25 protein-coding genes are annotated in these 26611 nt (G+C 69.6%); 12 read left to right on the plus strand and 13 right to left on the minus strand.

The window, feature by feature from the left end:
* The first annotated feature begins 16 nt into the window (after positions 1 to 16).
* The 6 genes from secY to BST38_RS18715 are packed head-to-tail and all read left to right on the plus strand — an operon-like array spanning position 17 to position 4477.
* Positions 17 to 1354 carry a preprotein translocase subunit SecY gene (secY, locus tag BST38_RS18690; RefSeq protein WP_083144954.1) on the plus strand — a complete coding sequence of 446 codons (1338 nt, stop codon included), beginning with the start codon at positions 17 to 19 and terminating at the stop codon, positions 1352 to 1354.
* The gene (locus BST38_RS18695) at positions 1351 to 1896 is read left to right on the plus strand and encodes an adenylate kinase (RefSeq protein WP_083144955.1); all 546 of its coding nucleotides are present in this window, start codon (positions 1351 to 1353) and stop codon (positions 1894 to 1896) included. The genes secY and BST38_RS18695 overlap by 4 nt, the downstream gene beginning before the upstream one ends.
* Positions 1897 to 2697 (plus strand): type I methionyl aminopeptidase, encoded by an 801-nt coding sequence (map, locus tag BST38_RS18700; RefSeq protein WP_083144956.1) that lies wholly within the window; start codon positions 1897 to 1899, stop codon positions 2695 to 2697.
* Positions 2698 to 2739: 42 nt separating this feature from the next.
* Positions 2740 to 3255, plus strand: a complete 516-nt coding sequence (locus BST38_RS18705; RefSeq protein WP_083144957.1) for a sigma-70 family RNA polymerase sigma factor — start codon at positions 2740 to 2742, stop codon at positions 3253 to 3255.
* Entirely contained in the window at positions 3252 to 3962 is a 711-nt protein-coding gene (locus tag BST38_RS18710; protein ID WP_083144958.1) for an anti-sigma factor family protein, read from the plus strand. The genes BST38_RS18705 and BST38_RS18710 overlap by 4 nt, the downstream gene beginning before the upstream one ends.
* Before the next feature lie 17 nt (positions 3963 to 3979).
* Positions 3980 to 4477, plus strand: coding sequence for a MarR family transcriptional regulator (locus BST38_RS18715; RefSeq protein WP_083144959.1), 498 nt, complete (start codon positions 3980 to 3982; stop codon positions 4475 to 4477).
* Here the strand turns inward: BST38_RS18715 and BST38_RS18720 are convergent.
* A complete protein-coding gene (locus BST38_RS18720) occupies positions 4474 to 5703 on the minus strand; it encodes a GAF domain-containing sensor histidine kinase (protein WP_083144960.1) in 1230 nt (409 codons plus the stop codon). The two genes, BST38_RS18715 and BST38_RS18720, sit on opposite strands and share 4 nt — an antisense overlap.
* Positions 5700 to 6329: a response regulator gene (locus tag BST38_RS18725; RefSeq protein WP_083144961.1), complete on the minus strand. Its 630-nt coding sequence runs from the start codon at positions 6327 to 6329 to the stop codon at positions 5700 to 5702. The genes BST38_RS18720 and BST38_RS18725 overlap by 4 nt, the downstream gene beginning before the upstream one ends.
* A gap of 67 nt (positions 6330 to 6396) precedes the next feature.
* Between BST38_RS18725 and BST38_RS18730 the strand changes: the two genes are divergently transcribed.
* Positions 6397 to 7170, plus strand: a complete 774-nt coding sequence (locus BST38_RS18730; protein ID WP_083145010.1) for an HAD family hydrolase — start codon at positions 6397 to 6399, stop codon at positions 7168 to 7170.
* Positions 7171 to 7177: 7 nt separating this feature from the next.
* On the opposite strand, the gene mmsB is transcribed toward BST38_RS18730, so the two are convergent.
* The 4 genes from mmsB to rfbB form a co-directional block, all read right to left on the minus strand.
* Positions 7178 to 8059 (minus strand): 3-hydroxyisobutyrate dehydrogenase, encoded by an 882-nt coding sequence (mmsB, locus tag BST38_RS18735; protein ID WP_083144962.1) that lies wholly within the window; start codon positions 8057 to 8059, stop codon positions 7178 to 7180.
* A 14-nt stretch (positions 8060 to 8073) separates the two neighbouring features.
* Positions 8074 to 9234 carry an acyl-CoA dehydrogenase family protein gene (locus tag BST38_RS18740; protein WP_181792109.1) on the minus strand — a complete coding sequence of 387 codons (1161 nt, stop codon included), beginning with the start codon at positions 9232 to 9234 and terminating at the stop codon, positions 8074 to 8076.
* A gap of 24 nt (positions 9235 to 9258) precedes the next feature.
* Positions 9259 to 10779: a CoA-acylating methylmalonate-semialdehyde dehydrogenase gene (locus tag BST38_RS18745; RefSeq protein WP_083144963.1), complete on the minus strand. Its 1521-nt coding sequence runs from the start codon at positions 10777 to 10779 to the stop codon at positions 9259 to 9261.
* 79 nt (positions 10780 to 10858) lie between these two features.
* The gene (gene rfbB / locus BST38_RS18750) at positions 10859 to 11866 is read right to left on the minus strand and encodes a dTDP-glucose 4,6-dehydratase (RefSeq protein ID WP_083144964.1); all 1008 of its coding nucleotides are present in this window, start codon (positions 11864 to 11866) and stop codon (positions 10859 to 10861) included.
* Positions 11867 to 11953: 87 nt separating this feature from the next.
* Here rfbB and BST38_RS18755 point away from each other — a divergent pair, with 87 nt between their 5' ends.
* Entirely contained in the window at positions 11954 to 12664 is a 711-nt protein-coding gene (locus BST38_RS18755) for an LpqN/LpqT family lipoprotein (RefSeq protein WP_083144965.1), read from the plus strand.
* 1 nt (position 12665) lies between these two features.
* On the opposite strand, the gene BST38_RS18760 is transcribed toward BST38_RS18755, so the two are convergent.
* Genes BST38_RS18760 through BST38_RS18780 form a run of 5 tightly spaced genes read right to left on the minus strand, consistent with a single transcriptional unit; the run spans position 12666 to position 18985 of the window.
* Positions 12666 to 13556 (minus strand): LLM class F420-dependent oxidoreductase, encoded by an 891-nt coding sequence (locus tag BST38_RS18760; protein ID WP_083144966.1) that lies wholly within the window; start codon positions 13554 to 13556, stop codon positions 12666 to 12668.
* Between the two features lie 9 nt (positions 13557 to 13565).
* Positions 13566 to 14405, minus strand: a complete 840-nt coding sequence (locus tag BST38_RS18765) for an LLM class F420-dependent oxidoreductase (protein WP_083144967.1) — start codon at positions 14403 to 14405, stop codon at positions 13566 to 13568.
* On the minus strand, positions 14398 to 15858 hold the full coding sequence (locus BST38_RS18770; protein WP_083144968.1) for an ATP-binding protein: 1461 nt from the start codon (positions 15856 to 15858) through the stop codon (positions 14398 to 14400). Before BST38_RS18770 ends, BST38_RS18765 begins: the two co-directional genes overlap by 8 nt.
* Complete coding sequence (locus BST38_RS29790; protein WP_083144969.1) at positions 15851 to 17314, minus strand: ATP-binding protein; 1464 nt, start codon at positions 17312 to 17314, stop codon at positions 15851 to 15853. The genes BST38_RS18770 and BST38_RS29790 overlap by 8 nt, the downstream gene beginning before the upstream one ends.
* Before the next feature lie 6 nt (positions 17315 to 17320).
* Positions 17321 to 18985, minus strand: coding sequence for an NAD(P)/FAD-dependent oxidoreductase (locus BST38_RS18780; protein WP_083144970.1), 1665 nt, complete (start codon positions 18983 to 18985; stop codon positions 17321 to 17323).
* A 147-nt stretch (positions 18986 to 19132) separates the two neighbouring features.
* Here BST38_RS18780 and BST38_RS18785 point away from each other — a divergent pair, with 147 nt between their 5' ends.
* The 4 genes from BST38_RS18785 (at position 19133) to BST38_RS18800 (ending at position 23376) form a co-directional block, all read left to right on the plus strand.
* Positions 19133 to 19984, plus strand: coding sequence for a universal stress protein (locus BST38_RS18785; protein WP_083144971.1), 852 nt, complete (start codon positions 19133 to 19135; stop codon positions 19982 to 19984).
* A 63-nt stretch (positions 19985 to 20047) separates the two neighbouring features.
* Complete coding sequence (locus tag BST38_RS18790) at positions 20048 to 20848, plus strand: ribosome hibernation promotion factor (protein ID WP_083144972.1); 801 nt, start codon at positions 20048 to 20050, stop codon at positions 20846 to 20848.
* 12 nt (positions 20849 to 20860) lie between these two features.
* Complete coding sequence (locus tag BST38_RS18795; protein WP_083144973.1) at positions 20861 to 21919, plus strand: alcohol dehydrogenase catalytic domain-containing protein; 1059 nt, start codon at positions 20861 to 20863, stop codon at positions 21917 to 21919.
* Positions 21916 to 23376, plus strand: coding sequence for a bifunctional aminoglycoside phosphotransferase/ATP-binding protein (locus tag BST38_RS18800; protein WP_083144974.1), 1461 nt, complete (start codon positions 21916 to 21918; stop codon positions 23374 to 23376). Before BST38_RS18795 ends, BST38_RS18800 begins: the two co-directional genes overlap by 4 nt.
* 5 nt (positions 23377 to 23381) lie before the next feature.
* Here the strand turns inward: BST38_RS18800 and BST38_RS18805 are convergent, their stop codons facing one another.
* Both BST38_RS18805 and BST38_RS18810 read right to left on the minus strand, forming a co-directional pair.
* The gene (locus BST38_RS18805) at positions 23382 to 25700 is read right to left on the minus strand and encodes a heavy metal translocating P-type ATPase (protein ID WP_083144975.1); all 2319 of its coding nucleotides are present in this window, start codon (positions 25698 to 25700) and stop codon (positions 23382 to 23384) included.
* Positions 25693 to 26589 (minus strand): universal stress protein, encoded by an 897-nt coding sequence (locus BST38_RS18810; RefSeq protein ID WP_083144976.1) that lies wholly within the window; start codon positions 26587 to 26589, stop codon positions 25693 to 25695. The genes BST38_RS18805 and BST38_RS18810 overlap by 8 nt, the downstream gene beginning before the upstream one ends.
* Between the last annotated feature and the right edge of the window lie 22 nt (positions 26590 to 26611).

The following is a 26611-nucleotide window of genomic DNA, read 5'->3' on the forward strand; positions in this document are numbered from 1 at the left end:
CGTGCAGGAGGAAAGAGTGCTGTCGGCTTTCATCTCGTCCCTGCGGACAGTAGATCTCAGGCGAAAGATCCTGTTCACGCTCGGAATCGTGATCCTTTACCGGGTCGGTGCCAACGTTCCGTCGCCGGGCGTCAACTACCCGAACGTGCAGCAGTGCATCGCCGACGTGAGCGGCGGTGAGTCGGGTCAGATCTACTCGCTGATCAACCTGTTCTCCGGCGGTGCGTTGCTGCAGCTGTCGGTGTTCGCGGTCGGCATCATGCCGTACATCACCGCGAGCATCATCGTCCAGCTGCTCGGCGTGGTGATCCCGCGCTTCGAGCAGCTGCGCAAGGAGGGGCAGGCGGGGCAGACCAAGCTCACGCAGTACACCCGCTACCTCGCGATCGCGCTGGCGATCCTGCAGGCCACCAGCATCGTGGCGCTGGCCGCCAACGGCGGGCTGCTGCAGGGCTGCTCGCTGGACATCATCGAGGGCCAGAGCGAAGGCATGAACATCTGGACCCTGGCCGTCATCGTCATCGTGATGACCGCCGGTGCGGCTCTGGTGATGTGGATGGGCGAGCTGGTCACCGAGCGCGGTGTCGGCAACGGCATGTCGCTGATCATCTTCGCCAGCATCGCCTCGGCGATCCCGGGCGAGGGCAAGAACATCCTCGACAGCCGCGGTGGCATGGTCTTCACCCTGGTCTGCGTCGCGGCACTGCTGATCGTGGTCGGCGTCGTGTTCGTCGAGCAGGGTCAGCGCCGTATCCCGGTGCAGTACGCCAAGCGCATGGTCGGCCGCAAGATGTACGGCGGCACCTCGACCTACCTGCCGCTGAAGGTCAACCAGGCCGGCGTCATCCCGGTCATCTTCGCGTCGTCGCTGATCTACATCCCGCACCTGATCACCCAGCTGATCACCAGCGCCAGCGACAGCCCCAGCACCGGGTGGTGGCAGTCGTTCGTCGCCGACTACCTGACCGACCCGAGCAGCCCGGTCTACATCGCGATCTACTTCGGGCTGATCATCTTCTTCACCTACTTCTACGTCTCGATCACGTTCAACCCCGAGGAACGCGCCGACGAGATGAAGAAGTACGGCGGCTTCATCCCGGGCATCCGGCCCGGTAAGCCGACCGCCGAGTACCTGAGTTTCGTTCTGTCCAGGATCACCCTGCCGGGCTCGATCTACCTGGGCGTGATCGCCGTGCTGCCGAACCTCTTCCTGGAGATCGGCAACACCGGCTCCGTGCAGAACCTGCCGTTCGGCGGTACTGCGGTCCTCATCGCCGTCGGCGTCGGACTCGACACCGTCAAGCAGATCGAAAGCCAGCTGATGCAGCGCAACTATGAAGGGTTCCTGAAGTGAGAATCGTGTTGCTGGGACCGCCCGGAGCGGGCAAGGGCACGCAGGCCCAGAAACTGGCAGAGAAGCTGGGCATCCCGCACATCTCCACCGGCGACCTGTTCCGGTACAACATCAGCAACAACACCGAGCTGGGCATCGAGGCCAAGAAGTACCTCGACGCCGGTGATCTGGTCCCGGCCACCCTGACCAACGCGCTGGTCGACGACCGGCTCGACGACGAGGACGCGAAGGCCGGGTTCATCCTGGACGGCTTCCCGCGCTCGGTCGAGCAGGCCAAGGCGCTGGCCGAGATGCTGGAGAAGCGCGGGCTCTCGCTCGACGCGGTCGTCGAGTTCCGGGTGCCCGAAGAGGAGCTCGTCTCGCGGCTCAAGGGTCGCGGACGCGCCGACGACACCGAGGACGTCATCCGCAACCGGTTCAAGGTCTACCGGGACGAGACGGCCCCGCTGCTGGACTTCTACTCCGCCGACGTCAAGACCGTCGACGCCGTCGGCGAACTCGACGAGGTCTTCGACCGGGCGTTGAAGGCGCTCGGCCAGTAGATGGTCTCCCTGCCCGGCCTGCGTAGCCGCAAAGTCGTCCCCCAGCGCACCGCGGGGGAACTCGACGCGATGGCCGCTGCCGGTGCGCTCGTCGCCGCCGCGCTGAAGGCGGTGCAGGCGGCCGCCGCGCCGGGAGTGTCGACGCTCGACCTCGACGCGGTCGCCGAGTCGGTGATCCGCGACGGCGGCGGAACCCCGTCGTTCCTCGGCTACCACGGCTTCCCGGCCACGGTCTGCTCCTCGGTCAACGACCGCGTCGTGCACGGCATCCCGTCGGCGACCGAACTGCTCGCCGAGGGCGACCTGGTGTCCATCGACTGCGGCGCGATCCTCGACGGCTGGCACGGTGACTCGGCGGTGACGTTCGGTGTCGGCACGCTCATCGACGCCGACGCGAACCTGTCGGCGGCCACCCGGGAGTCGATGGAGGCCGGGATTGCGGCGATGCTGCCGGGCAACCGGCTCAGCGACGTGTCGCACGCGATCGAGAAGGGCACCCACGCCGCCGAGCAGCGCTACGGCCGCAAGTTCGGCATCGTCGCCGGCTACGGCGGTCACGGCATCGGCCGTGAGATGCACATGGACCCGTTCCTGCCGAACGAGGGCGCGCCGGGCCGCGGCCCGTACCTGGCGCCCGGTTCGGTGCTGGCCATCGAGCCGATGCTGACGCTGGGAACCCGCAAGACCGCGGTGCTCGAGGACGACTGGACCGTGGTGACCACCGACGGTTCCCGCGCCGCGCACTGGGAGCACACCGTCGCCGTCACCGACGGCGGTCCCAGGATTCTGACAGCCGGCTGAACTAATCTCGCCTGTCCGTCGTACTTGAAGACGGAGGTTGGGATGGATGACCCGGAAGCCGCGATGATGCGCGTGCTCTACGACGAGCACGCCACCGCGCTGTGGCGCTATGCGCTGCGGTTGACGGGGGATCGGGCCCGCGCCGAGGACGTCGTGCAGGAGACGTTGTTGCGCGCGTGGCGGCATCCGAGCGTCATCGCCGATGTGGAACGCCCGGCCCGAGCCTGGCTGTTCACTGTGGCCCGCAACATGATCATCGACGAACGCCGCAGCGCCCGGTTCCGCCACGAGACCGACGTGCCCGACCCCGGCAGCGTCGCGGACAGCGCGTCGCCCGACGAGGTGGACACCGCGCTGGACCGGATCCTGTTGAGCGCCGCGCTGCGCCAACTCTCGGAGGAACACCGGGCCGTCGTGCGGCGCGCCTACTACCAGGGCTGGACCACCGGGCAGATCGCAGCCGATCTGCAGATCCCGGAGGGCACCGTGAAATCCCGGCTGCACTACGCCGTCCGCGCACTGAGGCTCGGACTAGAGGAGATGGGGGTGACGCGATGACTCCCCGGGATCGCTACCAGACGTGGGATGCCGCCTATGTGCTCGGCGCGCTGGCCCGCGACGACCGCCACGAGTACGAGGACCACCTGTCCGACTGCCCGAGCTGCCGCACCGCGGTCGCCGAACTCAGCGGGATACCGGCTGTGCTGTCGATGCTCGACCTCGACGAGGTCAGCGCGCTCGACGACGAGCAGCCCGAGCCGCCGCTGCGGCCGGAGGTGCTGACCTCGGTGATCGATCGGGTCCGGGCGCGCCGCCGCAGGACCCGCGCGATGACCCTGGCCGCCGTCGCGGTGGCCGCGGCGATGCTGTCGCTGGCCCTGGCGCTCGTGGTCAAACCGGAGCTGTTCGGCCGCGATGCGCGCACCGACGAGCAGGCGTCGGCGCCGCTGCTCACGATGGCCAAGGTGTCGGAGACCCCGATCAACGCCAGCGTCGCGCTGACCGGATACGGCTGGGGCACCCGGATCGACATGGCGTGCTCGTACGGCGACTGGGGGCAGAGCCCGCACAGCACGCCACCGCAGGACCTCGGCATGGTGGTCGTCGGGCACGACGGGACCCGGTCCCAGATCGCCACATGGCTCGGGCTTTCCGGGGCGACGGCGCTGCCGAGCGGGACGACGCCGATGGCGGCCGACGACATCAAGGCCGTGCAGCTGGTGTCGACGCACGACGGCAGGGTGCTGCTGGAGAAACAGCTGTGATGAGGTAAGAAAGGTGCGTGGGACCGGACCGGCGCGACCCTATCGCCACCGCACGCGCCAACTGGGAGCGCGCGGGCTGGGGTGATGTCGCCGACGGGATGGTCGCGGTGACCTCGGTGATGCGGGCCCATCAGATCCTGCTGGCCCGGGTCGAGAACGCGCTGCGCCCTTACGATCTGAGCTTCTCCCGGTTCGAACTGCTGCGCCTGCTGGCGTTCAGCCGCACCGGGGCGCTCCCGATCACCAAAGCGTCGGACCGGCTGCAGGTACACGTCACCAGCGTCACGCACGCGATCCGGCGGCTGGAGGCCGACGGGCTCGTCGAGCGGCTGCCGCACCCCACCGACGGTCGCACCACGCTGGTGCGCATCACCGACCTCGGTCGCTCGACGGTCGAGGACGCCACCGAGACGCTGAACAAGGAAGTGTTCGGTGACATCGGGATCTCCGAGGAACAGTCCCGCGCGCTGTCCGGCGCGATCGAGACGCTGCGGCACAGCGCGGGCGATTTCTAGCCGGGTTCCCGGTTCGCGGGCAGCGGGATCGTCGCGGTGACCGCGGTGCCGTTGCCGGGCCGGGAGCGGATGTTGAGCCTGCCCCCGACGATCTCGGCGCGCTCGGCCATCGACAGCAGCCCGTAGCCGCCCATCTCGTCGCCGCCGAGCGGGTTCTCCAGGGTGTCGAAACCGACGCCGTCGTCCACGATCTCCAGCCGCGCGACCTCTCCGTTGTCGGTCCGGTCGACGCCGAACGTCAGCCGGGCATGGTCGGCGCGGGCATGTTTGACGACGTTCTGCAGACACTCCTGCGCGATGCGGTACAGGGCCAGCTCGATGTGGTCGGGGAGCCGGTTGTCGGCCAGCTCCCCGCCGATGTCGAGGTCGATGTCGATCTGCGGGATGGACCGGGCCAGGCTGGCCAGCCCGCCGGAGAGCCCGAGGTCGTCGAGCACCGGGGGCCGCAGCCCGCTGATCGCGGCACGGGCCTCCTGCAGGGTGAGCTCGGCGAGTTCCCGGGCCCGGTCCAGCTGTTCGGTCAGCGCGGCGTGATCGGCCGGCGACTTCGCGGCCTGCGCGGCGGCGTCGAGCCGGTAGGACAGTGTGACGAGCCGCTGGGAGATGCCGTCGTGGATGTCGCCCGCCAGCCGCCGGCGCTCCAGCTCCTGGGCCTCGATGACCTGCTCGACGAAGTTCTCGTGGGCGCGTTCGCGCGCCACCAGCTGGCGGTGCAGGCGGGCCTGGTGCATCGCACCCGCGATCAGCCTGCCGATCACCAGAAGCAGCTCGACGTCGGCGTCGGCGAAATCGCGTTCGGCGACGGTGTGCACGTTGAGCACACCCACCAGGCCGCCGGGTTCGGTTTGCATCGGCACCGACACCATCGAGGTGAAGTCGCGGCCGCGCAGCGACCGGAACGGCAGGTAGCGCGGATCGGACTCCTTGTCCTTGCGGATCACCACCGGTTGCTGATGGCTCGCGACCCAACCCGAGATGCCCTGTCCGAGCGGCAGTCTGATCTTGCCGACCTCGGCGTCGAACGGCGGCGTCGCGCCGGCCAGCGTCAGTGACCGCTCGGTGTCGTCGAGCACGTGCACGAAGCACACGTCGCTGTCGGTGGCCGCGGTGATCATCCGGGCGGCCGCCGCGGCCAGCGGTTCCACCCCGGGTCCGCGCGACGCGGCCTGGATCAGCTCGCGCAGCAGCGCCAGCTCGCGGTCAGCGGTCAGCACCGGCCGCGTCATTGGAAGATGCCTTCGCGCAACGCGGTCGCGACGGCCGCGGTCCGGTCGCTGACGCCGAGCTTGCGGTAGATCGAACTCAGGTGGGTCTTGACCGTCTCGTCGCCGATGACGAGCTTCGCGGCGATGGCGCGGTTGGACAGTCCGTTGACCACCAGCTCCAGGATCTCGCTCTCCCGCTGGGTCAGGCCCTGACGGGCACCGGGCCACTCCACCACCCGCGCCGCCATCGACGGGTCGATCGCCGTCTGGCCGATGTGCACCGACTCGAGCTGTCTGACCAGGTCCTCACTGCTGATGCTCTTGAGCAGGTAGCCGGACGCGCCGACCTTCAGGGCCTGGAACAGGTACTGCTCGTCGTCATAGACCGACAGCATCACCACTTTGCGGTCCGGATCCCAGGCGCGGAGCTGCCGGCAGACGTCCAGCCCGCTGGATCCCTGCATGCGCACATCGCACAGCACGATGTCCGGATCGAGGTCGGCGACCACGCCCATCACCCGCTCGGCGCCGACCGACTGGCCGACGACGGTGACCCTGTCACTGAACGCGGCCAGCATCGCCTTCAAGCCCTCGATGACCATCTCGTGGTCGTCGACCAGCACGATTCGCACCGGATCGGGGGTCATGGCCCCACCTTAGAGATTCCCCCTCACGGGGGAGGTGCGATGGTGTGATGTGGGCCACTATGAATTCGTGCAGCCCTCACAGCAGAAAGCATGGCGTGCCGGCCGGTTCTGGTGGGACTGGTCCGGACCCGGTGACACCCCAGGTGACACCGCGGTACGCCCCCTGTCCACCCTGAGCGCGGTGATCCTCGACCTCGACGCGATCGCCGACGTGGAGAGCACCGGCCACCGGCTCGCCTTCAACGCGGCGTTCGCGGAGCTGGAACTCGACATCTCGTGGTCCCCGGCGCGCTACCGGCAACTGCAGGAGCTTCCCGACGAGCGCCGCCGGGTCGCCGCCGAACTGCGCAAGCGCGGGGTCAGCAGCGAATGCGATGTGCTGGCCGAGTTGCTCGTCGACGAGATCTGCGCGACCAAGGAGATGATCCTGGCCGAGACGATCCTCGACGCCGACATCACCGCCCGTCCCGGGATGGCGGAGCTGATCGCCGAGGCGTTCGGTGCGGGCATCGCGGTGGGCGTGGTCAGCACCGGCCGCCACACCTGGGTCGAACCCTTGGTGAGGCAGCTGGTCGGGGAAGGCATGGTCGACACGATCGTCACCGTCGACGACGCCCCGCGCTGCGAACTGTTCCGCACAGCGCTGGCCGAACTCGGGGCGCCGGCGCACAACTCTCTTGCGTTCGCGGGGTCGCAGGTGAGCCTTCGGGCGGCGGAGACCTGTGGTGTGCCGACCGTGCTGCTCGGCGACGACTCCGCGGCGCAGCCGCGCAGTATCGCCGACTGTCAGCGCCTGCACGACGCGTGGCTCGACAGCCACCGCAGGCCGAGCGCGGCCTGACCCCGGGTCAGTCCCGCAGCGCCTCGATGATCGCGCTGAAGTCCAGTGCGGCGTGGGTCGGATCGGACTGGGCGAACTCCGCGTAGATCTCGGCGGCGTGGCTGCCCAGCGGCGCCTTCGATCCGGCGGACTCGACCGCGGCCATCGCCAGCCCCAGGTCCTTGTTCATCAGCGCCGTCGCGAAGCCCGGCTTGAAGCCGTTGTTGGCCGGGGAGGTCGGAACCGGGCCGGGCACAGGGCAGTTGGTGTGCACCGACCAGCAGTTGCCGGTCGCGCCGGTGATCACGTCGAACAGCGACTGCGCGGGCAGGCCCAGCTTCTCGGCGAGCACGAACGCCTCACCGATCGCGATCTGCTGCACGGCCAGCACCATGTTGTTGCACAACTTGGCCGCCTGCCCCGCACCCGAGGCGCCGCAGTGGATGATCTTGCCCGCCATCGGTTCCAGCACCGGCTTGGCCCGCTCGAAGGCTTCGTCATCGCCGCCGACCATGAACGCCAGCGTGCCCGCCGTCGCGCCCTTGATACCGCCGGAAACGGGCGCGTCGATCTGCGCGAGGCCCTTCTCGGCCGCCTGGCTGTGGATGGCGCGGGCATCGTCGACGGAGATCGTCGACGTGTCGATCAGCAGCGCGCCCGCCTTGGCGGCGGGCACCACCTCGTCGTAGACGGCCTTGACGATGGTGCCGTTCGGCAGCGAGGTGATCACCACATCGGCATCCGCCACCGCGGCGGCAGCAGTGTCGAAGATATTCGCGCCCTTGGCCTTTGCCGCCTCTTTGAGCTCGGGTACCAGGTCGAAGGCGTGCACGGGGTGTCCGGCCGCAACCAGGTTCGCCGCCATCGGGCCGCCCATGTTGCCCAGGCCCAGGAACGCGATCGTCGTCATCGACACAACCTTTCTTAGACGGCGGCTCGGGCCCGGGCCGCTTCGGCCCGGCCGATCACCACGCGCATGATTTCATTGGTGCCTTCGAGGATCCGGTGAACGCGAAGATCGCGCAGGATCTTCTCCAGTCCGTACTCCTTGAGATACCCGTAGCCGCCGTGCAGCTGCAGCGCGGAATCGGCCACGTCGTAGCAGGCGTCGGTCACGTACAGCTTGGCCATCGCGCACAACTCGACCTTGCCGGGGTCGTCGGCATCGAGCGCGGATGCCGCCCGCCACAACATCATCCGGGACGTCTGCAGCGAGGTCGCCATATCGGCCAGCGTGAAGCGGATGGTCGGCTCGTCGAGCAGAGACCCGCCGAACGCCTCCCGGTCGCGCACATAGCCGGCCGCCTTCTCGTGCGCCGTGCGGGCACCGCCCAGCGAGCAGGCCGCGATGTTGATCCGCCCGCCGTTGAGGCCGTTCATCGCGATGCCGAACCCGGTGCCCTCACCGTCGGCGCCGCCGAGCATCGCGTCGGCGGGCACGCGGACCTTCTCGAGGATCACCTGGGCGGTCGGCTGGGCGTTCCAGCCCATCTTCGCCTCGTTGGGGCCGAAACTCAGCCCGGGCGTGTCCTTTTCGACGATGAACGTGGAGATCCCGCGCGGGCCGTCGACCCCGGTGCGCGCCATCACCACGTAGACGTCGGAGGTTCCGGCGCCGGAGATGAACTGTTTGACCCCGTCGAGCACGTAGGAATCACCGTCGCGGACCGCCCGGGTGCGCAGCGCCGACGCGTCGGAGCCGGCACCCGGTTCGGTCAGGCAGTAGCTGGCGATGCTGTCCATCGACGCCAGCGACGGCACCCACTTCTTGCGCTGCTCGGGCGTGCCGTAGGTGTCGATCATCCACGCGCACATGTTGTGGATCGAGATGAACGACGCGATCGCCGGATCCGCGGCGGCCAGCTCCTCGAAGATGCGGACCGCGTCGAGGCGGCGCAGTCCGCTGCCGCCGACCTCTTCGGAACAGTAGATCGCGCCCATGCCGAGCTCGGCGGCCTCCCGCAGTGCATCGACGGGGAAGTGCTTTTCGGCATCCCAGTCCAGGGCATGCGGGGCAAGGCGTTTGGCGGCGAACGCGGCAGCCGTCTCGGTGATGACGCGTTCGTCGCTGTTCAATCCGAACATGTCCAACTCGAACACCGAACCGCCCTACTTCATGGTCGGGATGACGAACTCGGCGCCATCCTTGATGCCCGACGGCCAGCGCTCGGTGACCGTCTTGACCTTGGTGTAGAACTGGATCGACGCCGGGCCGTGCTGGTTGAGGTCGCCGAATCCGGACCGCTTCCAGCCGCCGAAGGTGTGGTAGGCCACCGGAACCGGGATCGGCACGTTCACGCCGACCATGCCGACCTGGACCTTGGACACGAAGTCGCGCGCGGCGTCACCGTCGCGGGTGAAGATCGCGACGCCGTTGCCGTACTCGTGCTCGGTCGGGAGCTTGAGGGCCTCGTCGTAATCCTTGGCGCGCACGATGCACAGCACCGGGCCGAAGATCTCGTCGGTGTAGATCGACATGTCGGTGGTGACGTGGTCGAACAGGGTGGGTCCGATGAAGTAGCCCTTCTCCAGGCTCTGGTCGTCGAACGTCAGCTCGTCGGTGGTGCGCTCGCGCCCGTCGACGACCAGCTCGGCGCCGGCCTCGACACCCGCGGCGATGTAGTCCTTGACCCGGTTCAGCGCGGCCTCGGTGACCAGCGGGCCGTAGTCGGCCTTCGGGTCCAGGCTGTGGCCGACACGGAGCTGATTGACCCGCTCGACCAGGCGGGCGCGCAGGCGGTTCGCGGTTTCCTCACCGACCGGCACCGCGACGCTGATCGCCATGCAGCGCTCGCCGGCGCTGCCGTACCCGGCGCCGATCAGCGCATCGACGGCCTGGTCGAGATCGGCGTCGGGCATGATGATCATGTGGTTCTTCGCGCCGCCGAAGCACTGTGAGCGCTTTCCGTGGGCAGCGGCGGTCGAGTAGATGTACTGCGCGATGTCGGAGCTTCCGACGAAGCCGACGGCCTGGATGTCGGGGTGGGTCAGGATCGCGTCGACGGCTTCCTTGTCGCCCTGCACGACCTGGAAGACGCCCGCGGGCAGTCCGGCCTCGAGGAACAGTTCGGCCAGGCGCAGCGGCACCGACGGGTCGCGCTCGGACGGCTTGAGGATGAATGCGTTACCGCAGGCCAGCGCCGGGCCGGCCTTCCACAGCGGGATCATCGCGGGGAAGTTGAACGGCGTGATGCCCGCGACGACGCCCAGCGGCTGGCGGATCGAGTAGACGTCGATGCCGGTGCCGGCGTTCTCGGTGAACTCACCCTTGAGCAGGTGCGGGATGCCGATCGCGAACTCGATGACCTCGATGCCGCGCTGGATGTCGCCCTTGGAGTCGGCGACGGTCTTGCCGTGCTCGATGGACAGCAGTTCGGCCAATTCCTCGATGTGATCGTTGACCAGCTGGATGAACTTCATGAACACGCGGCCGCGGCGCTGCGGGTTCCAGGCGGCCCATTCCTTCTGGGCTTCGACCGCGGAGGCGACCGCGGTGTCGACGTCGGCCGCGCTGGCGAGCAGGACCTCGGCCTGAACTTCGCCGGTGCTCGGGTTCAAGACGCCTGCGGTGCGGGTCGACGCGAGCTCGCTGCGCTTTCCATCGATGAAATGAGGGATCCGTGTGGTCATGACAAAGCCTTCCGAGCGTAGATACTTGGATATCCTAGTAATGACCTACAGCCCTCCGCAAGGGGCTGTGTGGCCGGGCTTACTGCTGCCGCGCCTCGTACGCCGTCTCGACGGCGTCCTTGATTGGGCCCCACCATGATTCGTTGTCGCGGTACCACTCGATGGTGGCGCGAAGCCCGGCCTCGAAATCGGCGTGGCCGGGTCGCCACCCGAGTTCGTCGCGCAGCGGGGTGGCGTCGATCGCGTACCGCAGGTCGTGGCCGGCGCGGTCGGTGACGTGGTCGAAGTCGTCGGGGGAGTGGCCCATCAACCGCAGGATCATCCGCATCACCGACAGGTTGTCGCGCTCGCCGTCGGCGCCGATCAGATAGGTGCGCCCGACCGCGCCGTCGGTCAGCACCCGCCACACCGCGCTGTTGTGGTCGTCGACGTGGATCCAGTCGCGCACGTTGGCGCCGGTGCCGTAGAGCTTCGGACGGCGCCCGGTCAGGATGTTGGTGATCTGGCGCGGGATGAACTTCTCCACATGCTGGAACGGCCCGTAGTTGTTCGAGCAGTTCGACAGCGTCGCCGCGACACCGTAGGAGCGCACCCATGCGCGGACCAGCATGTCCGAGGCGGCCTTGGTCGCCGAGTACGGGCTCGACGGGTTGTACGGCGTCGACTCGGTGAACCGGGCCGGCTCGTCGAGGGTCAGGTCGCCGTACACCTCGTCGGTCGAGACATGATGCAGGCGAACCGGTTTCGTCGCCGACCTGTGGCGGACGGCCTCCAGGATGGTGAACGTCCCGACCACGTTGGAGCGTACGAACGGCGCGGGATCGGCCAGCGCGTTGTCGACGTGCGTCTCGGCGGCGAAGTGCACCACGGCGTCGGATTCGGCGACGAGCGTGCCGACCACTCCGGCGTCGGTGATATCGCCTTCCACCAGCCGGATGTCGGCTTCCACGTCGGCGAGCGACTCCCGGCTCCCGGCGTAGGTCAGCGAGTCCAGCACCGTCACGCGCACGTCGGGGCGCTCGCGCACCGTCGCGCGGACGAAGTTGGCGCCGATGAACCCGGCTCCGCCGGTGACCAGCAACCGCATGGACAGTGACCCTATCCAGACCATTCCGCTCTGGAATCCGGCGCCCTGTGGTCTGCTACCAGCACCCGGTAATAGAGAGGGATCGCCATGCGCTCATCGACGACACTCAGCGTTCTCGCAGCGGCCGCACTGGCTGTCGCGCTGGCCGTGACCGGCTGCGGTTCCGGCGGCGAGAAACCTGCCGAGACCACGAGCGCGGCCACCGGGACGACCGAAACCCCTGAACCGACCGGGACCCCTGAACCGACCGGCACCGCGGCGATGGACCGCCAGACGGTCGGGGAGTACCTCACCGCGGGCGGCGTCTCGCAGACCATCGTCAAGGCGAACGAGCCCGGTGTCCCGGTGGTGGACCTTCCGATGCCCGACGGCTGGGAGTCGATCCCCGAGAGCGACCTGCCGCAGGACGCCTACGGGGCGATCGCGTTGTCGGCGGCCAAGGACTCCCCGAACCCGCCGGTGATCATCGCCAGGATGGCGCGACTGGACGGCGGCACCTTCGAGGTCGCCAAGATCCTCGAACTGTCGCCGAACGCGGTCACCCGGCTGGCGGGCTGGGACGGCCCGACCACCGGGACCCCGAGCGAACTCGACGGCAGCGCGGCGGTCGACATCGCCGGCAACGCGACCATCGACGACGCGCCCGGTTTCGTGGCCCGAAAGTCCGTGGTGATCGAAGGCCCGCAGAACATCTACATCCTCGCCCTCGACGCGCAGGGCCCGGCCGATCAGGCGCCCGCGATGCTCGAGGCGATGGGCGTGATCGACGACGGGACCACGATCAATCCCGCGCCGTGAATCAACCCCGCGCCGTGAGCCCCAGCGGTCCGGCGAGTTCCTCCAGCGTCGACAACAGTTCGTCGCTGCCGCCGAGCACCTGGATCGCGACGTGGTCGGCACCGGCCGCCAGGTGTTCGGACAGTCGCTCGGCGATCTCGTCCGGCGTGCCGTGCGCGACCACCGCGTCGATGAACCGGTCGCTGCCCGGCCGGGTCAGGTCTTCGTCGGTGAAGCCGAGCCGCTTCCAGTTGTTCACGTAGTTCGACAGCCCGAGGTAGAAGTCGACCGTCTCACGGCCGATCTCGCGCGCTCTGTCGGCATCGTTGGTCAGCACCACCTTGTGCTCGGGTGCGATCAGCACGGTGGGGCCGAGGAGCTCGCGGGCCTGGCCGGTGTGCACCGGCGTGGTCAGGTACGGATGCGCGCCGGCACTGCGCTGCGCGGCGAGCTTGAGCACCTTGGGCCCGAGCGCGGCGATCACCATCCGGCTGGTCGGCACCTTCGCCGCGTCCAGCGCGTCCAGATAGTCGACGAGCGCCTGGTACGGCTTGGTGTACTCCTGGGTGTGCTCGGGGTGGCCCACCCCGATGCCGAGCAGGAACCGGCCGGGGAACGCCTTCTCGATGCGGTGGTAGGACTTGGCCACCTCGCCCGCGTCGGCCGTCCAGATGTTCACGATGCCGGTGGCGACCTGCAGTGTGTCGGTCTTCTCCAGGATCGGTTCGACGAAGGCCAGCTCAGCGGCCGGGGACGCTCCGACCCAGACCGTGCCGTACCCGAGCTTCTCGATCTCGACGGCCTGTTCGGGTGACACCGGCTGGCCGGTCCACACCCCGAACCGCCCGAGCGCGGGCTTCAGCGACGGGCCGTCGGTTTCGGTTGCGGGGTCGGTCGTTGCGGTGTCGGACATCGTTGCTCCTTATCCGTTCAGTCCCAGCGGACCGGCGAGTTCGGCCAGCGCAGGAACCAGCTTGTCGGGTCCGGTCAGCACCTGTACGGGTACATGGTCGGCGCCGGCGTCGAGATGTTCTCGCAGCCGCGCGGCGATCTGGTCGGTGGTGCCGTAGGCGACCACGGCGTCCACCAGTCGGTCACTACCCGGTTTCGCGATGTCTTGATCACTGAATCCGAGACGTTTCCAGCTGTTCAGGTAGTTGGCCAGGTTCAGGTAGATGTCGAGCGCTGTGCGGCCGACCTCGCGGGCCTGATCGGCGTCGGTTGTGAGCACCACCTTGTGTTCGGGTGCCAGGAACGCTTCCGGCCCGATCAGTTCGCGCGCCCAGGCGGTGTGCTCCGGTGTGGTCAGGTACGGGTGCGCGCCGGCGGCCCGCTGCGCCGACAGCTTGAGCACCTTGGGGCCCAACGCGGCGACGACGCGCCGTCCGCGGGGCACGCCGTACTCGTCGAGCTTGTCGAGGTACTCGGTGAGTGCATCGATCGGCTTGCGGTACTGCTGGTGCGCCTCGGGATGGCCGACGCCGATGCCGAGCAGGAACCGGCCTGGGTGGGCGGTCTCGATGCGGTGGAACGATTCGGCGACCGGACCCGCCGCGGCGGTCCAGATGTTCACGATGCCGGTGGCCACCTTCAGGGTGGTGGTGGCCGCCAGGATGGGCTCGACCCAGTCGAGTTCGGCGGGCGGGGAGCCGCCGACCCAGACTGCGCCGTACCCCAGCGCCTCGATCTGCGCGGCCTGCTCGGGGGTGACCCTGCGCCCGAAGGACCCGAACCGGCCGAGGTCCGGTTTCACGTCACTCACCCGACGGCGCTTCCGGGGCGGGTGCCGCCAGCGGCAGGCAGACGACGAAGCGGGTGTCGCCCGGTTGCGACTGCACGGTCAGGTTGCCCTTGTGCTTCTCGACGACGATGCGCCACGCGAGGTCCAGGCCCAGCCCGGTGCCCTCGCCGACGGGTTTGGTGGTGAAGAACGGTGTGAAGATGCGGTCCTGGATGTCCTCGGGGATGCCGGGCCCGTCGTCGCAGATCTCCACCCGGATCATGTCCTCGTTCTCGCGCATGGTGCGGATGGTCAAGGTACCCACGCCGTTCATCGCCTGGATCGCGTTGTCGATGAGGTTGGTCCACACCTGGTTGAGATCGCCTGGGTAACAGAGCAATTCAGGCAGAGTCTTGTCCTTGTCCCACACCAGGTCGACCTTGTCCCTGCCCAGTTTGTCGCCGAAGATCGTCTTGACCGTGCTGAACAACAACTCGTGGACGTTGACCTTCTGGTATTCGGCGCGGTCCATCTGCGAGTACTGCTTGGCGCCGGCCAGCAGCGCCGAGATCCGCTTGCTGGCCTCGGCGATCTGGTTCATCAGCAGCTCGTTGTCGATGGTGTACTTCAGCCAGCCGATCGCGCCGGGCAGCGTCGCCGAGCAGTCCACATCGTCGATCGAGGCCTCGACCCGCTCGAGCCAGTCCACGTCGAGACCGGCCTCCACGAACGACGGCGCGTAGTCCCACGCCGCCGAGATCCCGTGCGCTTCCAGCCAGTCGCCGATCTGATCCTCCCGGTCGGCGGTCTCCAGCGCGGTCAGATCCTGGGTCTTCGATTTGGCCACCTGCTCGGCGACCTCGTCCTGGATGCTGACCAGCACCCGCAGCGCCTCCGGGGTGAACTTCCCGTCGGCGAGCATCGCGAGCTTGTGGCGCATCTTTCCGACACCCTCGCGCAGGTCGGCGACCGCGCGGGCGGTCGCCCCGGCCGGGTTGTTGAGCTGGTGGGTCAGGCCCGCCGACAGCTGGCCGAGGGCGAGCAGCTTCTCCCGGGTGTCGATGATCTGGCGCTGCCGCATGCCACCGACCATGTGGCCCTCCAGCAGGTGCACCGCCATCGGGAACTCGGTCTGCATGAACTGCGCGAACGCCGCGGCGTCCAGCACGAAGAACCGGGACGGCCGGGTCACCCGCACCGACGCCTGATAGGTCTTGTCCTCGCCGGGCACGTAGGCCGACCAGGCCCCGCAGTACACGCCGCGTTGCGATGTCCGGTTGGTCTCCAGGTCGACGCCACCGGAGCGTTTCGACATCACCAACTCGCCGTCGAGCATCACATAGAAGCAGGTGGCGGGGTCGCCCTCGGTACATATGGGCCCCGGTTCGAACGTCGCGATGTGCCCGTTGGCGCACAGTGTGTCCAGCTGCTCGTCAGTCAGGCTTTCGAACAGGAACAGGGTGCGCAGTTCCTCGGGCACACATTTATCACCCATCGGAGGGTCCTTCCTGTGACGCTGCGACCGAGCCGGATGTGGCCAGAGGGAGCGAGGTAATGAAACGCGTATCGCCGCGATTTGATTCCGCCCACAGGCTGCCGTTGTGCCGGTCGACGATGCGGGCGGCGATGTCGAGGCCCAATCCGGCGCCGTTGCCGAACGGTTTGGTGGTGAAGAACGGGTCGAATACCCGCTCCATCAGGTCGCCGGGGATTCCGCGGCCGTTGTCGCGCACCTCGACGCGGACCATGTCCAGCTCCCGTCGGGTGTGCACGGTCAGCACCGGACTGGGATGTCCGGGGTGGCCGGTCATCGCGTCGAGCGCGTTCTCGATCAGGTTCGTCCACACCTGGTTGAGCTCGGCGGGGTAGCACGGCAGCGCAGGCAGGCTGCGGTCGAAGTCCCGGACCACCGTGACCTCACCGAGGCGGTGGGCGAACATCGCCAGCGTCGAGTCGAGGAGGTCGTGGACGTCGGCGACGCCGAGCGGGGCCCGGTCGAGCTGCGAGTACTGCTTGGTCTGTTCGATCAGCGTGGAGATGCGGGTCGTCGAGTCGGTGAGCTCGGTCAGCAGCAGCTCGGTTTCGGCGGTGGTGGCCAGCCAGCGGACCACCGGGTCGAGGCCGGCGGCGGACTCGCAGCACCTCGAGGCCGAGATGCGTTCCATCCAATCCACGTCCAGGCCCGCCTCGGCGAACGTCGCGGCATGCTCCCACGCATCGGTGACCCCGCGGCCCTCCAGCCACTGGCCCAGCGCCTCTTCGAGGTCGGACTTCTCGACCGGTGTGAGCGCCTTGGGTTTGCCCGCGATCTCGGCGATCCGGTCCTGCAGTTCCACCAGCGAGGCCATCGCGGCCGGCGAGAGCTCGTGCGCGGGCAGTTCCGCGCGCCGGTGCCGCATGCCGGCGATCTGGGTCCGCAACGCGTTCGCGGCCCGCACCGCGGCGGCCGCCGGATTGTTCAGTTCGTGGGTCAGGCCGGCGGTCAGTTTGCCGAGCTGCACCAGCCGGTCGTGCGGGCCCAGGATCTGGTGCGCGTGGAACCGGCCGTGCGAGTGCCCGACCAGCAGATGGGTGGCCATCGGGAACTCGGCGGCCAGGAACTCGCCCAGTGTCTCGGCGTCGAGCACGAGCAGCCGGGACGGCCGGGTCAGGCTGGCGCTGTTCTCGTACCGCACATCCGGGTCGCGCAGGAACGCCGACCACGCCCCGCAGTACACCCCCGGCTCGGAGGCGCGCCAGATGTCGATGTCGCGGTCGCCGGAGCGTTTCGACAACGCGATCTCGCCGTCGAGCAGCACATAGAAGTGCTTTGCGGGGTCGCCTTCGCGGCACAGCCGGCCGGCCGGGAACGTCTCGATCCGGGCGTCGGCGCACAACCTGGCCAGCTGGTCGTCGGTGAGGGCCTCGAACAGGAACAGTCCGCGCAGCTCCGCCAGATCACACGTCGACACGGGCGGCTACGTCTCGGCCAGGTACCGGTGGACGAGCATCACGGCCATGGATCCCTCGCCGACGGCCGCGGCGACCCGCTTGGCCGATTCGGCGCGCACGTCACCGGCCACGAACACGCCGGGAACACTGGATTCCAGATGGTGTGGCGGACGGTCCAGCGTCCAGCCGCTGACGTCGCGCAGATCCGGCCCGGCCAGGATGAACCCGTGGTCGTCGCGCACCACCACACCGTCGAGCCAGTCGGTGCGCGGCTCGGCGCCGATGAAGATGAACATCCGCCCGCACTGGAACTCTTCGCGCGCACCGGTTTTCGTGTTCTCCAGGCAGATGCCCTCGAGGTGCCCGTCGCCCTTGACCGCGTGCACCACGGTGTTGGGCAGCTCCTTGATGTTGTCCTGCGCCCTGATCTGCTGGATCAGGTAGTGCGACATCGACTCCTCAAGGGTGCGCCTGCTGACGATGGTGACCGATTTGGCGGTGCGGGACAGGAACATCGCGGCCTGGCCCGCGGAGTTCGCGCCACCGACGACGTAGACCTCGTCGTTCTCGCAGTCGGCCGCCACCGACGCGGTGGCGCCGTAGTACACCCCGGCGCCGGTCAGGTCGGCGCAGCCCTCGGCGGGCAGCTGGCGGTACTCGACACCCATCGCGAGGATCACCGCGCGGGTGCCGATCGTGCGCCCGTCGGACAGGTGCACGGTGCGGGCGACGCCGTCGACCTCCAGTTTGGTGACCTCTGCCGCGGTGATCAGCTCGGCCTCGAACTTCTCGGCCTGCCTGCGGGCCCGCTCGGCGAGCTGTGCACCGGACAGCCCGTCGGGGAAGCCGAGGTAGTTCTCGATGCGTGAGCTCTGGCCGGCCTGCCCGCCGGTGGCGGTGCGTTCGATCAGCACGGTCTTGAGGCCTTCGGAGGCGCCGTACACCGCGGCGGCCAGCCCGGCGGGGCCGCCGCCGATCACCACCAGGTCGTAGAAGTCGTCGGCCGGCGTGGTGGTCAGCCCGAGCGTCGCGCCGAGTTCGGCGTCGGTCGGGTCGACCAGGGTCTCGCCCTGCTCGGTGATGATCACCGGCAGTGTCAGCCCGTCCTGCCCGGCGGCTTCCAGCAGTTGCGCGCCGCGCGGCTCGTCGGAGCGGAACCACGTGTAGTACAGCCGGTTTCGGGCCAGGAACTCGCGCACCTCCGAGGATCGCGCATTCCACGGGTGCCCGATGATCTTGGTGTGCGGGATCGCGCGGTCACCGGTGGCCCGCCACGCCTCCAGCAGCGCGTCGATCACCGGGTAGAGCTTCTCCTCCGGCGGATCCCACGGTTTGAGCAGGTAGTGGTCCAGATCCACCACGTTGATCGCGTCGATCGCGGCGTGCGTGTCGGCGTACGCGGTGAGCAGCACGCGGCGGGCCATCGGGAAGATGTCCATCGCGGCTTCGAGGAACTCGATGCCGCTCATCTGCGGCATCCGGTAGTCGGCGACGAACACCGCGACGGTCTCGCCGCGCAGCTTGAGTTCGTTCAGGGTCTCCAGCGCGTCGGGGCCGGATTCGGCGCGCACGATGCGGTGCTTCTCCCCGTAATGCCTGCGCAGGTCGCGGGCCACGGCGCGCGACACCGCGGGGTCGTCGTCGACGGTCAGGATCACGGGTTTTCGGGGCTGGTGCTCAGGTCCAGTCATCGCAATAAGTATGCGCCCCGTGTCCAGGGAATTGCCCGGCGCGGATGGACCGGCAAGGGTATTTGGACCCTATTTGCGCGACCGGGGCCGAACCTACCGTCGTCAGTGGTGACGGCTGTGCGGTCCGACGAGGGAAGGGGAGTGCGGATGCCGGCGAATGTGATGGTCGGCTACGACGGTTCGCCGACGGCCTGTGCGGCCCTCAACGCCGCGGCAGTGCTGTTCCCGAACGCGCATGCCTGGATCACGCACATCTGGACGCCGCCGTTCGCCAGCACCAAGCTCCGGCGCCGGCTGCGCACCGCCGCGGCCAGTGCCGACGAGCTGGTGGAGCTCATCGAACGGGAGGGCGCCCGCGAAGCCGACGCCATCGCCGCGACCGGGGTCGCGCTGGCCAAGGCCGCCGAGTGGGACGCCGAGCCGATGGTCAAGCGCACGATCGGTTCCGAGGGACTGCGGCTGGCCCAGCTGGCGGAGAAACTGGACACCGACGTCATCGTGGTCGGTGACCGCGGGCTGGGCGGCTCCGAGGCGCTTCTCGGTTCGGTCAGCGACATGGTCGTGCACTACGCCACCGTCCCGGTGCTGGTGGTGCCCAACCCGATGCTGGCCGACGAGGCCGCCGCGCTGGCGGCCGGGCCGGTCGTGGTGGGCTACGACGGATCGCCCGGCGCCGACGCCGCCGTCGACGGTGTGCGCCGGCTGTTCCCGAGCCGCGAGGTGATCCTGGTGGCCGTCCGCGACGAGGGCGCCGACATCCCGGTGAGCCCTGCGGCGACAGACCTGGAACTCGTCCGCCTCGACGAACCGGCCGGCCTCGGCAGGTGGCGCGAGCGCGCCGTCGCCGACGCGCTGATCGACTGCGCCGACCGCCGCGGCGCCGCCGTGCTGGCCGTGGGATCCCGCGGCCGGTCCCTGCCGCGTGAGGTGCTGCTGGGCAGCGTCGCTGTGGCCGCCGTGCACCGGTCGCAGCGCCCGGTGCTGGTGACCCACGGCTGACCGGCCGGGGCCGGAGGACCTTAGGCCCTTACATCGTCGGCCGATTCGGCGTACGACTGAGTTGTGAGCAATGCCGCTGGACCGCTGCCCGTCGTCGACGTCGAGGTCACCACCCACGGTGAGTTCCCGGGGGCCGACGAATACGCGCAGGCCAAGATCGGCGGCCTGGCCCGGCTGGCCAAACGCCCGGTGACCCGGGCGCGGGTCCGGTTGACCCGTCACGGCGATCCGGCCGTCGCGCAGCCGGTGGTCGGCCAGGCCAACCTTGAGGTGGGCGGGCGCCCGGTGCGCGCCCAGGTGACGGCGGACTCCGCACGCGAGGCCGTCGACGCGCTGGAGTCGCGGCTGCGCCGTCGGCTGGAGCACCTCGCCGCGCGGTGGGAGGCCGGCAAGGGCCCGGACGCGGCGCCCCCGTGGCGCCACGACGAGACGCCCGCCCGCGGACCGCAGAGCACGACGGGCGAGGGCGCGGCCCCCAGGATCGTCCGGCGCAAGTCCTACGCGATGGCGCCCTGCACGCTCGACGACGCCGTGACCGAGATGGAGTTGCTCGACTACGACTTCCACCTGTTCGCCGAAAGTGGTTCGGGCACAGCGGTGGTCGTGTACCGGGACGGACCGGCGGGCTACCGGGCGGCGCTGGTGGCGCCGTCGGTCGCCGACACGCTGGCGCCGCATCAGGGCAGGGTGACGATCAGCACCCAACCGCTGCCCTGCCTCCGCGAGCAGGACGCAGTCGAACGGCTCGCGCTGCTCGACCGGCCGTTCCTGTTCTTCGTCGACGCGGCGCAGGGCCGGGCCGGCGTCCTCTACCGACGCTACGACGGCGACTACGGGTTGATCACCCCGGCCGGGCCGTCCTGAAAGGGGCGCGACATGTTCGCGATGGTGTACGACGGACCCGGACGCCGCTCATGGCAGACGGTTCCCGACCCGCAGATCCTGCACGCCGGCGATGCGATCGTGCACGTCGACGCGGTGACGATCTGTGGTACCGACCTGCACATCCTCAAAGGGGATGTGCCGGAGGTGGAGTCGGGGCGGATTCTCGGCCACGAAGCGGTCGGCACCGTCACCGCGACCGGCGCCGCGGTGCAGACGCTCTCGGTCGGTGACCGGGTGCTGGTCTCCTGCGTCAGCTCCTGCGGGGCCTGCCGGTACTGCAGGCAGGGCCACTACGGCCAGTGCCTGGGCGGTGGCGGATGGATCCTGGGTCGCTACATCGACGGCACCCAGGCCGAGTACGTCCGGGTGCCGTTCGCCGACAACTCGACCCACAAGGTGCCGCCCGGGGTCAGCGACGAGCAGATGATCGTGCTGGCCGACATCCTGCCCACCTCCTATGAAGTGGGTGTGCTCGCGGGCACCGTCACCCCCGGCGACGTGGTCGCGATCGTGGGTGCCGGGCCGATCGGCCTGGCGGCGATCCTCACCGCGAAGCTGTACAGCCCCAGCCACATCGTGGCGATCGATCTCGCCGACGCCCGGTTGGATGCGGCGCGCGCGCTGGGTGCCGACCACACCGTGAACTCCGGTACGCAGTCCGCGCGCGAGCTCATCGACGAGCTGACCGCAGGGCTCGGAGCCGACGTGGTGATGGAGGCCGTCGGTGTGCCCGCGACCTTCGAGGAGTCGGTGCGGCTGGTGCGTCCGGGTGGGCACGTCGCCAACATCGGGGTGCACGGCGCCCCCGCCACCCTGCATCTGGAGCAGATCTGGAGCAAGAACCTGACCATCACGACCGGGCTGGTGGACACGTTCTCCACACCCACGTTGATCGGGCTGGTCGCCTCCGGCAGGCTCGACACCACCCCGATGGTCACGCACCGCTTCACCATGGACGAATTCGACACGGCCTACCAGGTTTTCAGTGATGCCGCGAACTCCGGTGCGTTGAAGGTCCTGGTGACGGCGCCCCACTCGGCGTCCGGGTGAGCCCGGCCCGCGGCGATCTCGGCGCCGAACTCCACGAGACGCACACCGGGTTGGTCGTGCTGGTCGGCGACCGCGCGTACAAGGTGAAGAAACCGGTGTGCACCGACTTCCTGGACTTCGGCACCAGGGACAAGCGAGAGGCCGCGTGCCGCCGCGAGCTGGAGCTGAACCGGCGGCTGGCCCCCGAGGCGTATCTCGGTCTGGGGTCCTACCGGTCGCCGGCGGGTGAGCCGGAGCCGGTGATCGTGATGCGCAGGTATCCCGACACCGAGCGGCTCGCCGCGCTGGTGCGCGCCGGGGACGACGTCGCGGGATGGCTGGTGACGATCGCCGGGATCCTGGCCGGGTTCCACCGCGGCGGCGACCGCGGACCGCGGATCGACCACGAGGCCACCGCCGAGACACTGACGCGGCGGTGGCGGCAGAATCTGACCGAGCTGCAGCGGCACGCAGGCACGCTCCTCGACGAGGCGTCCCTGGCCGAGATCGCGCGCCGCGCCGAGCGGTACCTGGCCGGCCGTGGGCCCCTCTACGCGGGCCGGATCGCGGAGGGCCGGGTCGTCGACGGGCACGGAGACCTGTTGACCCAGGACATCTTCTGCACCGCGGACGGCCCGGTGATGCTGGACTGCCTGGAGTTCGACGATCAGCTCCGCTACGTCGACGGGGTCGACGACGCCGCGTTCCTGGCGATGGATCTGGAGTTCCTCGGCCGCCCCGACCTCGGTGCGCTGTTCCTCGACGAATACTGCCGCCGCGCCGGCGACGCCGCCCCGGCCTCCCTGCGGCACTTCTGCATCGCCTACCGCGCGACCGTGCGCGCCAAGACCGACTGTGTGCGGGCCGGCCAGGGTCGCGACGACTCGGTGCCCGAAGCGCGACACCACCTCTCGATGGCGCTGGCGCATCTGCGGTCGGGCGCGGTGCGGCTGGTGATGGTCGGCGGCGGCCCCGGCACGGGAAAGACCACCGTGGCCCGCGGGCTGGCCGAAAAACTTGACGCACAGGTGATCTCGACCGACGACGTGCGGCGCGAGCTGATCCGCGCCGGCGCGGTGCACGGCCGGGCAGGGGACCTCGGCGCCGGTCTCTACTCCGAGGAGAACGTGTCGGCGGTCTACGACGAGGTACTCGACCGGGCGCGCGCCTGGCTCGGGGCCGGGCATTCGGTGGTGCTGGACGGCACCTGGCGCGACGCCGGGCACCGCGACCGCGCACACGCCGTGGCGGCGGACACGCACTCCGCCCTCATCGAATTGCGGTGCACCGTACCGGTTTCCGAAGCGCAGCGGCGGATCGCGCACCGAGGGCCGACGACCTCGGACGCCACCCCGGAACTGGCGGCCGAGCTGTCGCGGTGGGAGACGGACTGGCCCGGCGCGTATCCGCTCGACACCGGCGCGCCGCTGCCCGACACGGTCGCCACGGCCCACCGGTTGTGCCTCGACGCGCTCTGACCCGGTCAGCTGTCGGCGTCGTCCTGCGCCAGCGCGAAGTAGTTCTCCTCCTCCTGGCTGAAATGCAGCCGCAGCACCGCGTAGAGGCCGTAGAGACACGCCAGCAGATCGTCGACCTGTTCGGGCTCGATCCCGCCGGCCTGCTCGGCCAGCTGCACATGTGTGCCGATCCGGTCGGCCAGGCGCTGGATCTCGGCGTGGGTGCGGCTCATGGTGGCCGTCGCCTCGCCGCTGTGCAGCGGTACGGCCAGCGCCGGGTACAGCGTGGTCTCCTCGGCGCGTTCGTGCGGCAGGATCCGTTCGATCAGCAGCCGGTTGGTGCGGCGCACCGAGTCCAGCGCTGCCGCGTCGGGGCGCTGCACCAATCTGTCTGCGCTGTCCCGGATCTGGGCGAGGGTGTCGCGCAGTTCGTCGTGCTCGGCGGCGAACTCGCGCAGCAGCGCCTCGGTGTCCGCCGGCAACGGCACCTCGGTACGCGGATTGGCGCGCAGTGCCCGTAGCGCGTTGAGGATCACCGATACGTCGATGGCCTCCTGCAGCAGCGCGCCGGCCGCCGGGGGGAGCAGGCCGAACGCGGCGGCCGCCATCGCCGCGACCGACAACGTCATGCCGACGACGGCGGACTGCACCGCGATGTGCCGCGACCAGCGGGCGATGTCCATCGCGTCGGCGAGGCGGTCGAGCCGGTCGGTGGTCAGCACCACGTCGGCGGCCTCCGACGACGCGGTGGCGCCGCGCGCACCCATCGCCACGCCCACGGTGGCGGCAGCCAGCGCCGGCGCGTCGTTGATGCCGTCGCCGACCATCACCGTCACCGCACGTTCGCGTTCGGCGCGCACCGCCGCGACCTTGTCGGCCGGGGTCTGCTGGGCGTAGACCTCGTCGAGGCCGAGCACGGTGGCGACCTCCCGCGCCGGCTCGGCCCGGTCGCCGGTGAGCATCACCAGGCGGTCGATCCCGGCGCTGCGCAGTCTGCGCATCGTCCGGGGAGCCTGCCGGCGCAACGGATCCCGCAGCAACACGGCACCGCGCGGCTCGCCGTCGACCGCGACCCAGACCATCGCCGCACTGTCCAGCCGGGCGCGGTTGAGCGCGGTCTGCATCCAGTCGTCGGTGGACGTGGCGGTGTCGCTCAACCTCCCGACGGTGACGCGGACGCCGTCCAGGGTGGCGCTCACCCCGCGCCCGGCCTCCTCGGCGGAGTCGGTGGGCATCGACAGCTGCAGTCCGCGGGCCGTCGCCTCGGTGACGATGGCTTCGGCGAGCACATGCTGGGACAGCTGGTCCACCGAGGCGGCCAGCCGCAGGATCTCGCCGGCGTCGGTACCCGGCGCCGCGACGACGTCGACGACCTGGGGGCGACCCATCGTCAGCGTGCCGGTCTTGTCCATCACCAACGTCGAGGCGTGGCCGAGGTTCTCCAGCGCTCCACCGCTGCGGATCACGACCCCGACCCGGGACGCCCGCGACAGCCCGGACACGATCGCCACCGGCGCCGCGAGCAGCAGCGGGCACGGCGTGGCCACCACCAGCACGGCCACCGCACGCACCGCCGAGCCGCTGGCCAGCCACGCCGCGCCGGCCATCAGCAGCGACAGCGGCAGGAAGAAGGCCGCGTAGCGGTCGGCGAGCCGCACGACCGGTGCACTCTCGGCGCCGGCCTGCTGGGCCAGCCGGACGATGCCGGCGTAGGTACTGTCCTCGGCGGTCGCGGTGGCCTTGAGCTCGAACGCTCCGCCGGCGTTGACCACGCCGCTGCGGACCGTGTCCCCGACGGGCCGTTCCACGTGCAGGGGTTCGCCGGTCAGCGCCGACTCGTCGAGAACCGCCACCGTGTCGGCGACCCGCCCGTCGACGGGCACCACGTCCCCGGGCGCGATGACGAGCAGATCGCCAGCGGCCACCTCGCCGAGGGCAATCGTGGTGACCTGGTCGCCGACCCGGCGGCGGGCAAATCTCGGCGCCCGCTCGAGCAGCGCCTTGAGGTCGCGCGAGGCGCGCCTGGACGCGGCGGATTCCAGCGCGCGGCCACCCGCCAGCATCACCGCGATGAGCGAGCCCGCGAGATACTCGCCGACCCACAGTGTCCCGACCAACGACAGCACCGCGATCAGGTCGACGCCGAGCCGGCCCTGACGCAGCGCGCCGACCACCCACGCCACCGCGGGCACGACGGCGATCAGAGTGCCTGCGGCCCAGCAGATGTCAGCGACCGTGCGGGCGCCCAACAGCCAGGCGAGACCGCCCGCGGCCAGCGCCCCGACGGTGAGCACCACCAGCGCGGGCTCCAGCAGAGCCCGCCACCGGCCGGTACCGTCAGCCACGAAGTACCGCGACCGGCGCGAGGGCCGATTCGGCGACAGCGGTGCTGACCGAGCCGAGCAGCATGCTGGAGATGCCTCCGCGGCCGCGGCTGCCGACGACCACCAACTGGGCGTTGGCGGATTCCTCGATGAGCCAGCGTGCCGGTTTGTCGCTTACCAGGCGGCGCTGCACGTGGACGTCGGGGTAGCGCTCCTGCCAGCCGGCGAGGCGCTCGGCGAGGATCTCGTGTCCCTGTTCTTCGTATTGGCGCCAGTCCATTCCGAGCGCCGGGAAGACCGCGACATCGCTCCACGCGTGCAGCGCGATCAGGTCGACGCCACGAAACGACGCCTCGGAGAAGGCGAACGCCGTCGCGTTCTCCGACGCCGGAGAGCCGTCGATGCCCAGCACCACCGGCAGCGTGTCGTGCTGCTTGCCGGCCCCGGACTCTTCGGTGACGACCTCCTTGGTGACGACGACGGGGCAGCGCGCATGGTGCAGCAGGGTGCGGCTGACCGAACCCAGCAGCGCCCCGCCGATGCGACCGAGTCCGCGACTGCCGAGCACGAGCAGATCGGCGTGCTCGGATGCGGCGGTCAGCTCGGGAACGATGCCGTCGTGGCGGATCTCGACGTTGACCGCCGGCAGCGTGTGGCCCTCCGCGGCGGCGGTGAGCATCTTCTCGGCCGCGGCGACCACGGTGCGGGCGTTGTCTTCCTGCCAGTCGTAGAAGTCCGTCATCACCCCGTCGATCGGCCAGGTGACCACGACGGGCGCCACGACGTGGATCAGGGTGACCGGCCGGTTGCGCAGCACGGCTTCCCGCGCTGCCCACCGCACCGCGGCGTCGGACTCCGGTGAGCCGTCCACGGCGACGAGAACCCCGATGTCTGTTGCTGTTTCGGACACGTTCTGCCTCCTGGGGTTGGCG

Source organism: Mycolicibacterium parafortuitum (assembly GCF_002086815.1).
GTDB classification, from domain to species: Bacteria; Actinomycetota; Actinomycetes; order Mycobacteriales; family Mycobacteriaceae; genus Mycobacterium; species Mycobacterium parafortuitum.

What these genes read in the sequence shown, in the direction of transcription:
- map (WP_083144956.1), top strand. Translation starts at nt 1,897, where the DNA reads ATGGTCTCCCTGCCCGGCCTGCGTAGCCGCAAAGTCGTCCCCCAGCGC.
- BST38_RS18705 (WP_083144957.1), top strand. Translation starts at nt 2,740, where the DNA reads ATGGATGACCCGGAAGCCGCGATGATGCGCGTGCTCTACGACGAGCAC.
- BST38_RS18710 (WP_083144958.1), top strand. Translation starts at nt 3,252, where the DNA reads ATGACTCCCCGGGATCGCTACCAGACGTGGGATGCCGCCTATGTGCTC.
- BST38_RS18720 (WP_083144960.1), bottom strand. Translation starts at nt 5,703, where the DNA reads ATGACGCGGCCGGTGCTGACCGCTGACCGCGAGCTGGCGCTGCTGCGC.
- BST38_RS18725 (WP_083144961.1), bottom strand. Translation starts at nt 6,329, where the DNA reads ATGACCCCCGATCCGGTGCGAATCGTGCTGGTCGACGACCACGAGATG.
- mmsB (WP_083144962.1), bottom strand. Translation starts at nt 8,059, where the DNA reads ATGACGACGATCGCGTTCCTGGGCCTGGGCAACATGGGCGGCCCGATG.
- BST38_RS18740 (WP_181792109.1), bottom strand. Translation starts at nt 9,234, where the DNA reads ATGTTCGGATTGAACAGCGACGAACGCGTCATCACCGAGACGGCTGCC.
- BST38_RS18745 (WP_083144963.1), bottom strand. Translation starts at nt 10,779, where the DNA reads ATGACCACACGGATCCCTCATTTCATCGATGGAAAGCGCAGCGAGCTC.
- rfbB (WP_083144964.1), bottom strand. Translation starts at nt 11,866, where the DNA reads ATGCGGTTGCTGGTCACCGGCGGAGCCGGGTTCATCGGCGCCAACTTC.
- BST38_RS18755 (WP_083144965.1), top strand. Translation starts at nt 11,954, where the DNA reads ATGCGCTCATCGACGACACTCAGCGTTCTCGCAGCGGCCGCACTGGCT.
- BST38_RS18760 (WP_083144966.1), bottom strand. Translation starts at nt 13,556, where the DNA reads ATGTCCGACACCGCAACGACCGACCCCGCAACCGAAACCGACGGCCCG.
- BST38_RS18770 (WP_083144968.1), bottom strand. Translation starts at nt 15,858, where the DNA reads ATGGGTGATAAATGTGTGCCCGAGGAACTGCGCACCCTGTTCCTGTTC.
- BST38_RS18780 (WP_083144970.1), bottom strand. Translation starts at nt 18,985, where the DNA reads ATGACTGGACCTGAGCACCAGCCCCGAAAACCCGTGATCCTGACCGTC.
- BST38_RS18785 (WP_083144971.1), top strand. Translation starts at nt 19,133, where the DNA reads ATGCCGGCGAATGTGATGGTCGGCTACGACGGTTCGCCGACGGCCTGT.
- BST38_RS18795 (WP_083144973.1), top strand. Translation starts at nt 20,861, where the DNA reads ATGTTCGCGATGGTGTACGACGGACCCGGACGCCGCTCATGGCAGACG.